Raw genomic sequence first — 10,080 nt, 5'->3', positions numbered from 1 at the left:
ATTGATACTTGTCGATTATTTATACCGAAATACAAACAATCTGTACTACACGCTTAAATCTATCTCTTTTCCAATATGTCAATGATCTCGCTTTTTTCGCTTTCTCTCGGGATATCCTTCCCTACTAAAGCGGTGCAAAGATAGGCATCTTTTTTCGCTCGATCCAAATTATAATACGTTTTTTTTCTAAAAAAAAACACACTCCCACATAAATATCTATAATGCAATATTTTAGAAAAAGGATTTCTTTTAAGAAATCTTTTTACCTCATCTGTGTGTTATAAAAACAACCCGAAATGATTCACAATTGAATGGAAATATATATATCGTTTTCTATATTGATAGTGATTGCAACGATTTTCTCGTATCTCAATCTACGCTTCCTGAAGTTGCCATCTTCCATCGGAATTATGGTTATTGCCATGCTTTTTTCGCTGGGACTGGTCATTATCGGTAATTTCTCGAGCAAGCCGCTCGATGACTTCTATCAGGTGGTGCGTAACATCGATTTCACGCAAATGCTGATGGGTGGGATGCTCAACTTCCTGTTGTTCGCGGGAGCGATAAACATCAACATACAAGACCTGAAGGAAGAGAAATGGCCTATCATTGTCTTTTCTACATTGAGTGTAATCATCTCGACCATAGTGGTAGGGGCTGCGCTCTATTTCCTGTTAGATTCGCTGCTTCCTTTGGCGGGCATCCACCTCGAGGTGCCGCTTATCTACTGCCTCCTGTTCGGGGCGTTAATCTCCCCCACCGACCCGATTGCCGTGTTGAGCATACTGAAAGAGGCAAAAGTATCGAAAGCGCTCGCGAGTAAGATTGCCGGCGAATCGCTTTTCAACGATGGCGTGGCGGTCGTTTTATTCACGGTCATATTCAGCATAGCGCAAGGGATGGGAGACGTACACATATCGGCCGGCGAAGTTACAATACTTCTGCTGAAAGAGGTTGCCGGAGGGTTGCTGGTGGGCGCTGCTCTGGGCAATCTGGGATATTGGGCGATGAAAACGGCAAACGATTACAAACTGGCCGTGATGATTACGCTATCGGTGGTCATGGGCGGCTACCTGTTTGCCTCATCCATCAATATATCCGGCCCGCTGACGATGGTGGCGGCCGGATTGATTATCGGGTACAAGCGAAAGAAATACCACACGGCAGAGGAGCATTCGAATGATATATTGGGTAGTTTCTGGGAACTAATCGACGATATATTCAACACTATCCTTTTCCTCTTTATCGGGTTCGAGATATTGCTCATCCCCAATCTGCGCGATTATTGGGAGACGGGGCTGATTTGCATATTAGTGGTGCTGTTTGCCCGTTATGTTTCCATCAAACTGCCTACCATATTCATCCCTTTCCGGGAGAAATTCTCGACGGGAAGCATTATCCTGCTGGTATGGGGCGGGCTGCGGGGCGGTGTATCCATCGCATTGGCGCTCTCCATCCCCGAAGGGCCATACAAGGAAGTTATTATAAGCGCTACCTATTTCGTCGTGGTATTCTCTATCATCGTGCAGGGATTGAGTATCGGGAAAATGGCCAAAAGGATGAAGATATAGCGATGCAACACTTGCATCTTATTCATTTTTAGCAATCGGCTTGCAAATTGAAAGTATTTATGTTTTTTAGTGATGGTTTCTTTTTATACCTTTGCGAATCTATCATTTACTAAATCATAAAAACAAGTACTAATACAATGAGGAAATTATTTTACCTGGCATTATGTATGCTTCCGTTGCTCTTCGTATCATGCGAAGAGAAAGAAATCAAAGTCAATGTTATGTCTTTCAATATCAGGCTCGATCACACAGGAGACAGCCTCAACCAATGGCCATACCGCAAGGACGTGGCTGCGCAGATTGTCAAAGACCAACAGATAGACATTATGGGCACGCAAGAGGTGATGCACCATCAGCTGACCGATTTACTGGAACGCCTGCCGGACTACAAAGCAATTGGCGTAGGACGCGCCGACGGTAAGGAAAAAGGCGAATACAGCGCCATATTTTACAAGAAAGACCGTTTCGACGAAGTAGAATCGGGAACATTCTGGTTGAGCGAAACACCCGAGGTTGCCGGTTCGAAAGGATGGGACGGAGCCTGCGAACGCGTCGCTACATGGGCCGTATTAAAAGACAAAGAGAGTGGCAAACAGCTTTTCGCTATCAATACCCACCTCGACCACGTAGGGAAAGTAGCCCGTCAGGAAGGCGTTACGCTGCTGCTGACACGCGCCAAGGAATTGAGCAAAGGGCTGCCTGTTATCGTCACAGGTGATTTCAATGCTAAACACGAATCGGATGTGATACGCCATGTCCTTGACGAGGAAAACCCGATGCAAATGTTCGACAGCCGCGCGATTGCAACAAGCAAAGACAACGCGGAATGGACATTCCACGATTTCGGGAGATTGCCCGAATCTAAACGTTCGTACATTGACTATATATTCGTAAGCAAAGGTATTACAGTGGATGAATACAGCGTTATGCCTGAAAAACTGAATGATATATATTTGTCAGACCATTGCCCTATTGTTGCGAAGCTGACAATCAAATAAGGGATAGGATACATATCTTATAAACTTTGAGGGCATTACTATAATAGTAATGCCCTCTCCCCTTTTTTTTGAATTCAATAATTTCTATTTGCTTGTATTAACGGGTATTCCGGCTTAACGCCATTTTCAAATTGATATTATATTTCTTTTCAAATTGATATTATTATTAGGGGATATATTAATGTCACTGCAATATCATCTTGTTACACAACTACATATCTCACCACTCACACAACACCCTGTATAATTGAGTGCGTAAAGTTATAATAAAAAAAACATTTTTCATAATAAAGGGACACAAAATCGACATAATAAAAAACTAACAAAAAGACATTTACCTAAGAATCAGGCAAATAAAAAAAACCGAGAATCATGTTTTTTTTACGAAACAGATTCCCGGATCTTATTCTTTATCTTATATATTTATAGTTATCCTATTCGGCAACGACGACAACCTCGCTCAAGAACCATTTGTCGCCCGTATACTTAAATACAGCCTTTCCGCCTACGCCATAAGTCGGCATAGAAAAACGGAACTCGGTATTGTGGTTTGTCTTACCGTCGTAATTGGACGAAACGAACTTGACATAGTCATTCTTTCCTTTCACCGCACCGTTTTGTATATCCACGCACTTATCCTTATATTTCACTTCCAGATGGTCGCGGAACAGGCCGGAGCTGACGATATACATATTATCCGACTTGTAATAAACTGTCAGCGAGCGGTTATTGATAACCTGCTGCAACAGGTTGGCTAATGTGAGGTCGTATTCGCTCAACGCAACATACTCCTGCGTCTTATCAGACGGATTGTTTTCTACCACATATTCCTTCTGTGCGATAGGCTGGCGGGTAGTTGTCGCCGGTATATCCTCCACCTCATACACTTTCTGTATAGGGCGCGAAGTGGTCGTTCCCTGAGTAGCGCCTACCGATGTAGCCGGCTGCGTTTGAGTAGCCTGCGAAGCTTTGGCATCGACAGCAAAACGATAGATATTTATCTTGGAATAATCCGATGTCAGGCTGACAGCAATCAACTCATTCCCATTCTGACGCACAAACGTATTCTTACCGATAAGGCATTCGCCTGCATTCGTCGTATACGTGTGCATATTCACCTTCTGCCCCAGATATTCGAGCATATACTTGGTCGAATAAGAGGTATTCTTGACGCGTCCGCTCTGATGCATCCACACATATTCGGGCAAAGGCCTTTTAGCCTGACTGTTGCTGCGTATGCGCATCATACCCATCTTGCTATATCCGCTTTCGAATATGGCTGCATCTGCCGCAGGATTGGAACATACACCACCCGAACAGTCGGCGGCCTCGTCCATCACATACACCACCCCGAGGGCATAAGTGCCAGTGAGCAGTTGCTGCGAAGGAGCAGTACCTTTGTTGAACAGTTGCAAAGTCTCGTTGATAAAAGTCGTAACCTCATCGTTGCGGTATTCGCTCAGTTTCTTTTCTATACTTGCTTGGTGCGCTGTATACGACTGGCTGTGCGCCGCTGACAATACAGCAAATGATAATGAGAATATTAAAAACAATTTTTTCATAATGCTTGATAATTGTAAGTTTGCTGGCGTTAAATATAAGGCTTTGTTTCAAATAAACAGGCTATTTTTAACAAAAAAACGTTTCACCCTGCTCCCATTCCTTTTCCGAATCAGCCTTTGACATCTTCCCTCGCCTCCATGATTTGTGGCATATTGTGGGCTGCCCAGTCGACCAAGGCGCGCAAGTGAGGGATAAGGCTATGCCCCATATCGGTGAGGGTGTATTCGACACGCGGAGGCACCTGCGGATAAACTTTCCGGTGAAGCAGTCCGTCCGCTTCGAGCATCCTCAACGTAACGGTAAGCATGCGATGCGATATGTCGCCGATGGAACGGTGTATATCACTGAAGCGCATGACCTCATTCGCCTGAAGCGTTGCCAACACAAGCATCGACCACTTATCGCCTATCCTGTTCAATACCTGACGGATGGGGCAATTGCCCGAGGGTAAAAAGTTTTCCATTTTCTTTATTTTTATTAGAATACATTCATAATGTGAATTTGTATTTCAAAAATGTTCTTTTATTTTCTACTATTTCAGAGTGTTTTCGCTGCATTGTACTTTTTCCTATTCCGACATTGCCGGATAGACGGGGTACCCACACAACGCCAGTGAGCGGCAAGAGCAAAACGTGTTTGAGCGTAGCGAGTTTTTTGCTCAGCGAACAAGTTGCTTGTGGGTCGTCTTAGACGGCTAAGTCGTGACTTTTTGGTTCGTTTTTGGTCAAGCAAAAATGAACGAAGGCAAGCAACGACAGTTGCGCGGCAGTACAATTTAAAAGAACACTTCTAATTAACAAGCCAACGACATATTGGCATTAATAATACTTTATCCGGCGTATGACGAGCGATGTTGTCACCCGATCACTTTCATCTCCATATATGTCTCTTTGCCGCAACGTCTTACGCTCGCACCAATTACCCCGCTTATCGAATTTGTCGTATTCGTAAAAAATTGCATAATAAGCCGGTTCGATATGTTGCTGCTTTATGAGCAAATCATCCTCGTCGTAGAATCGCTCGTACCAGCTGCGTATATCTCCGCGCAACAAACGCTTTTCGTCTTTCAGGTTTCCCCGTTCGTCATACTGCTCCCATATCTCCAGCCGGCGTTTATTGGCAAGAGGCTTTATCTCGTTCATAAAGGACGAGTATGCGAGGAGCGTAGTATCCATATAGGCATATTCGGTATTATAAAGATTCCACGAAACGAGCGAGTCGTGGAAATTGTCGACAACATACAGGCGGATGCTGTCTTTATCGACACGCTCGGGCGTACGCTCTTCACGCTCGAAACGGATAGCCCTACCCTCTTTATACTCCTTATATGTAAGAACCCGCTCATTTTCACCATAACGGACAGTTTTCTTTTTGAGTTCGCCGTTTTTGGCAAATTCAAATATCCTTGTCTCTTCCAGCTTTTTCTCTTCTTTGCCGTCAGCCGTATAAGAAACCGTATACGCCTCTTCGGTCAGCGTTTTCACCTTCCCCTTCATCCCGAGGAAAGGCTTCAATTCTCCGTATTTAACGATTTTTTGAGCAGGACAAAAAAGCACCGGCAAAAGAAGGCAGAAAAGGATTACTATTTTTTTCATAATATGATAGTTTTGCTCAAGTTATCCGGCATAAAGATACAAAAAAAACGCATCTCCCTTACCAAAGGGAGATGCATCAGGTACAATACAATAAATCACAATAGCTAATTTACCATAAACTAAGTCCTTTATATTCTTATCATTTCAACCTGTCGGCAATATACCTGTCTACCGAGAAGCGTCCCGCACCGGTAAACATCATAGCAACGAATACGGCAAGATAAACGCATGCCAGTTCGCCTTCGGCAGGAGAGCCTCCGTGAACAAAGAAGAATGCCACACTCATCGTTACAATGGGCGGGATAAGCGCCAGCCGGAACAGAAATCCGGTAATAATACCTATTCCACAAAAGAATTCGGCAAAGACCGCCAATCCGGCACCTATAGCGCCGCCTGTGCCCATTTGCTCGAAACCGGCAGCCGTAGCTTCGAAATTCGTTAATTTAGCCCATCCGTGTGTCATAAACAAAGCCCCCACAACGATTCGTAAAAGGAGTAATGCAAAGGATACATTAAAATCGGAAGTCCTTTTCGGAAATAAAAATCTTGTAATCATAATATGCTATTATTAGTTTAGTTTGTTAAATTTATCCTATCTTTTCACTATTAAACAGTTGTCCTGCTATATTGTTCTTTCAAAAAGCAATTATTGCAAAGAGAAAATCGTATCTTTGCACCATTAAATTAAAAAATCTAACTATAATATTTACAGAATGAAAATAGCTGTTGTAGGTACAGGATATGTAGGATTAGTGACAGGGACATGTTTTGCCGAAATGGGAACAGACGTCTATTGTGTCGATGTAGACCAAAAGAAAATCGAAAATCTCAAGAATGGCATTATCCCTATCTTCGAACCCGGATTGGACGAAATGGTGGAACGCAACGTGAAGGCTAACCGCCTGCACTTCACTACCGACCTGCCTTCTATCCTGAACGACATGGACATCGTTTTCTCGGCCGTAGGAACACCTCCGGACGAGGATGGTAGCGCCGATTTGCGCTACGTTATCGAAGTTGCCCGCACAGTTGGAAGCAACCTTAACAAACATGTAGTAGTAGTGACCAAAAGCACGGTGCCCGTAGGGACTGCCAAATTGGTAAAACAGGCCATACAGGAGGAATTGGACAAGCGCGGAAAAAGCGACATTGAGTTTGATGTGGCTTCCAATCCCGAGTTCCTGAAAGAAGGAGCTGCCATCGCCGACTTCATGGCGCCCGACCGTGTAGTGGTAGGTATCGAAAACGACCGCGCCAAAGCGCTGATGGAAAGGCTCTACAAGCCATTCACGCTCAATAACTACCGCATTATATACACCGACATACCATCCGCCGAGATGATTAAATATGCCGCCAATGCCATGCTGGCAACCCGTATCAGCTTTATGAACGAAATCGCCAATCTGTGCGAAATCGTGGGTGCTGACGTGAATATGGTGCGCAAAGGTATCGGTTCCGATGCCCGCATCGGCTCTAAGTTCCTCTATGCCGGAACAGGCTACGGCGGAAGCTGCTTCCCGAAAGATGTGAAAGCCCTCATCAAGACAGGGAAGAAGTTAGGACAAGACATGAAAATACTGGAAGCCGTAGAAGATGTGAACGAAAAACAAAAACACATCCTCTTCGAAAAGCTGATGAAATATTACAACAACGACATCAAAGGTAAGACTATCGCCCTGTGGGGATTGGCGTTCAAACCCAAAACCGACGATATGCGCGAAGCTCCGGCACTTGTTCTGGTCGAGGATATCCTCAACGCCGGCGGAAAGCTACGCGCCTACGACCCTGTTGCCGTAGAAGAAACGCACCGCCGTATAGGCGACACTATCGTCTATGCCAAAGACATTTACGATGCCGCCCTCGAAGCGGATGCTATCCTGCTGGTGACGGAGTGGAACGAGTTCCGCCTGCCTACATGGGACGTGGTGAAGAAAATAGCCAAAAAAGCCGTTATCTTCGACGGTCGCAACATCTACAACAAAGAGGAAATGAACGAATTAGGATTCGATTATTTTGGTATCGGTATTTAAATAGTATAAGTAAGCGAATTGAATAAGATATTATTGCGTTAGGCTAATGAAACGAAAACCGCTATTTATCCTAATCTCGCTACTATCCATAATATTGATTCTTATCTTAGCTTTCCATATATTGGACGAGCAAGATAAGGAACTTGACACAATAGCCGAACCCGACTGCCCACTTATTGAATTTGTGATGCCTGTGGCCAATGTTCTTCCTCCAAGAGAAGGAAGGCAAATATTTAATTATCACTACACTGACTTATTCAGTATAAGGGCTGAAAATACGATAGCTTTGACTTATCCATCCAAAGAAATACCAAATATAGATTCCTTATTTTCCCGAATACTGTCTGCCAAAACGGCAAATCACTTGGAGCAAGACGAATGGGTGATGCTATCGGTCAAAGTGGAGGATATGCCATTGGATATTGCTGCCAAATTGATGTGTTTTATGAAAAAGAACAATATCAGCAAGCAATGGCTGTTAGACTTGGTGGATGATGACTTTAGCATTATAATAGCGAATGATGTGATTGACCCACTACCTCTGAATCAGACGGGATATAAGCAGTACACACAAAGTGTTGATTATGAAAAGCTGAAGGAACTGGAATTCAAGGAATACCGTTTTCGTTTGGTTGCTTTTGATACAAACTTTCAACACGAGGCAGAGTTGGTCGCAACATACCAAATCGACCGGCCGGCCTCCTTTCAAGCAGAGGTGGACAAATTTTCGGTCATAGTAGCAGACTTCAAGGCAAAATATCAGCCGGCGATGGACAATATTCCATCGGATTCTATGAGGAAGGCGATACAAATCGGATTCGATAAGACTATACCGATGGCACACATGCTTAGAATAATCGACATTGCTTCTCAAAATGAGTTGCTTTACGACTGTTTTTACGAAAGAGGATATTTGAACATCTATACCAAATGTCATACGGAAGAACTTTTAAGCGTCCCCTATAAGCCCAATGCAAGCGAAGCAGCATAAGATAACACAGAGCCTGTAACCAACATTACAGGCTTTTTTTGATGAGAAATTAACACAAGCACAAGATGTTAAAAAGAAAAAAAGGATAGCATTTTATCAACCCGAACTGTTACCTTTATGCCGTGAGAGCTTGTTGAAACGAACAAATTAACCTGATATTCATGAAAAAAATCCTTTTTCTCATAATCCTCGTATGGGCTTCCATTACAGGATATGCGCAATCCGATACACTCATCGTCATACAAGGCGACTATACGTTTATTACCTTCGACAGCCGTCCCGTACCACAATCGCTGCATATAAATCTTGCCCTCGAGCAAGAGGTCGAGACGCAGAATGCCTATAGTAGCTTTGTGTATGATAAGATTATGCGCAATTACGTTCACACCTTCACCCTAAGCCCGGTTTGCAGCCGGAGTAGTAGCAAAGTCAGAATAAGAATTGCGGCACCATCGTCCTCGTTGAGCTTGAGAGGCTACCCGAGTGATTTCACGGTAACCGAGGAAGGGAGTAATTATTGTACGCTGGAAATATCTGCCGAAGCACTGAAAAGCATTCAGAGCCGGAAAACTGAAATTTCGACTATCGAGCTATCCAAGCTATAAAGCAAGTCTTTTTGCTTATCTTTACGGGTGTGTATATCGGTAAAACAGAAAAGCTATGCGAAAGCGGAAAGTAAGGTGGCGGAAAATACTCGCGGTAATTACGCTTGCCGCAATCGGCTACATCGTATATACCGCAATCGGCATCGCCCGGTATAGCAACGTGGACGAAACCCGCGTTGCAGGAGCTGCTATCGTGCTGGGTGCGGGAGTGTGGGACGATAAACCGTCACCCGTATTCGAAGAGCGCATAAAACACGCCATCTGGCTATACGAAAACAATTATACCGATATATTGATTTTTACGGGAGGAACAGGCGAAGGAAAACATTATTCCGAAGCATCGGTAGCCAAGCGATATGCCATGCAATGTGGCGTACCCGAGAACAAGATATTTATAGAAGAACAATCCGTCATCACACAACAAAACCTCGAATATGCAGCCGCTATCCTACAAGAACAGGATATATCCTCCGCACTGATTGTGAGCGACCCGCTGCACATGAAACGGGCTATGCTACTGGCAAACGACTATCTTCCGGCGCAAGTTTACTCATCCCCCACCGGCACAAGCAAGTATACTTCATTCGGAGCGAAAGCCGAATTTTTAGCCCGCGAAGTATTTTTCTATATCGGTTATCAATTCTATCGGATTCCCGGATAATATGCCGCCTTGCAATACTATAAAGCTTTTTTCCTTATCTTTACTGCCATACTTACAAAACTAAAA

At 44.0% G+C, this 10,080-nt stretch carries 10 protein-coding genes; 6 read left to right on the top strand and 4 right to left on the bottom strand.

Features of this window, described 5'->3' with window-relative positions:
- The first annotated feature begins 311 nt into the window (after nucleotides 1-311).
- Together D0T66_RS10325 and D0T66_RS10320 are read left to right on the top strand one after the other, a co-directional pair.
- Entirely contained in the window at nucleotides 312-1,571 is a 1,260-nt protein-coding gene (locus D0T66_RS10325) for a sodium:proton antiporter (protein ID WP_163357208.1), read from the top strand.
- Nucleotides 1,572-1,708: 137 nt separating this feature from the next.
- The gene (locus D0T66_RS10320) at nucleotides 1,709-2,569 is read left to right on the top strand and encodes an endonuclease/exonuclease/phosphatase family protein (RefSeq protein WP_163357207.1); all 861 of its coding nucleotides are present in this window, start codon (nucleotides 1,709-1,711) and stop codon (nucleotides 2,567-2,569) included.
- A gap of 434 nt (nucleotides 2,570-3,003) precedes the next feature.
- Here the strand turns inward: D0T66_RS10320 and D0T66_RS10315 are convergent, their stop codons facing one another.
- The 4 genes from D0T66_RS10315 to D0T66_RS10300 form a co-directional block, all read right to left on the bottom strand.
- Entirely contained in the window at nucleotides 3,004-4,131 is a 1,128-nt protein-coding gene (locus D0T66_RS10315) for a hypothetical protein (protein WP_163357206.1), read from the bottom strand.
- 110 nt (nucleotides 4,132-4,241) lie between these two features.
- Nucleotides 4,242-4,595: a helix-turn-helix domain-containing protein gene (locus D0T66_RS10310; protein ID WP_163357205.1), complete on the bottom strand. Its 354-nt coding sequence runs from the start codon at nucleotides 4,593-4,595 to the stop codon at nucleotides 4,242-4,244.
- 355 nt (nucleotides 4,596-4,950) lie between these two features.
- Entirely contained in the window at nucleotides 4,951-5,727 is a 777-nt protein-coding gene (locus D0T66_RS10305; RefSeq protein WP_163357204.1) for a hypothetical protein, read from the bottom strand.
- A 139-nt stretch (nucleotides 5,728-5,866) separates the two neighbouring features.
- On the bottom strand, nucleotides 5,867-6,283 hold the full coding sequence (locus D0T66_RS10300; protein WP_163357203.1) for a DoxX family protein: 417 nt from the start codon (nucleotides 6,281-6,283) through the stop codon (nucleotides 5,867-5,869).
- 157 nt (nucleotides 6,284-6,440) lie between these two features.
- Here D0T66_RS10300 and D0T66_RS10295 point away from each other — a divergent pair, with 157 nt between their 5' ends.
- From D0T66_RS10295 to D0T66_RS10280, 4 genes are all read left to right on the top strand, one after another.
- Complete coding sequence (locus tag D0T66_RS10295) at nucleotides 6,441-7,757, top strand: UDP-glucose/GDP-mannose dehydrogenase family protein (RefSeq protein WP_163357202.1); 1,317 nt, start codon at nucleotides 6,441-6,443, stop codon at nucleotides 7,755-7,757.
- Nucleotides 7,758-7,803: 46 nt separating this feature from the next.
- Nucleotides 7,804-8,748, top strand: coding sequence for a hypothetical protein (locus D0T66_RS10290; protein ID WP_163357201.1), 945 nt, complete (start codon nucleotides 7,804-7,806; stop codon nucleotides 8,746-8,748).
- 161 nt (nucleotides 8,749-8,909) lie between these two features.
- A complete protein-coding gene (locus D0T66_RS10285; protein WP_163357200.1) occupies nucleotides 8,910-9,353 on the top strand; it encodes a hypothetical protein in 444 nt (147 codons plus the stop codon).
- Between the two features lie 55 nt (nucleotides 9,354-9,408).
- Nucleotides 9,409-10,014, top strand: coding sequence for a YdcF family protein (locus tag D0T66_RS10280; protein ID WP_163357199.1), 606 nt, complete (start codon nucleotides 9,409-9,411; stop codon nucleotides 10,012-10,014).
- Nucleotides 10,015-10,080: the final 66 nt, after the last annotated feature.

Origin of the sequence: Dysgonomonas sp. 25, from assembly GCF_010501075.1 — a bacterium.
GTDB lineage: Bacteria > Bacteroidota > Bacteroidia > Bacteroidales > Dysgonomonadaceae > Dysgonomonas.
Note: the sequence above shows the minus strand (reverse complement) of the source record. Positions and strands in the feature narration are given on the sequence as shown.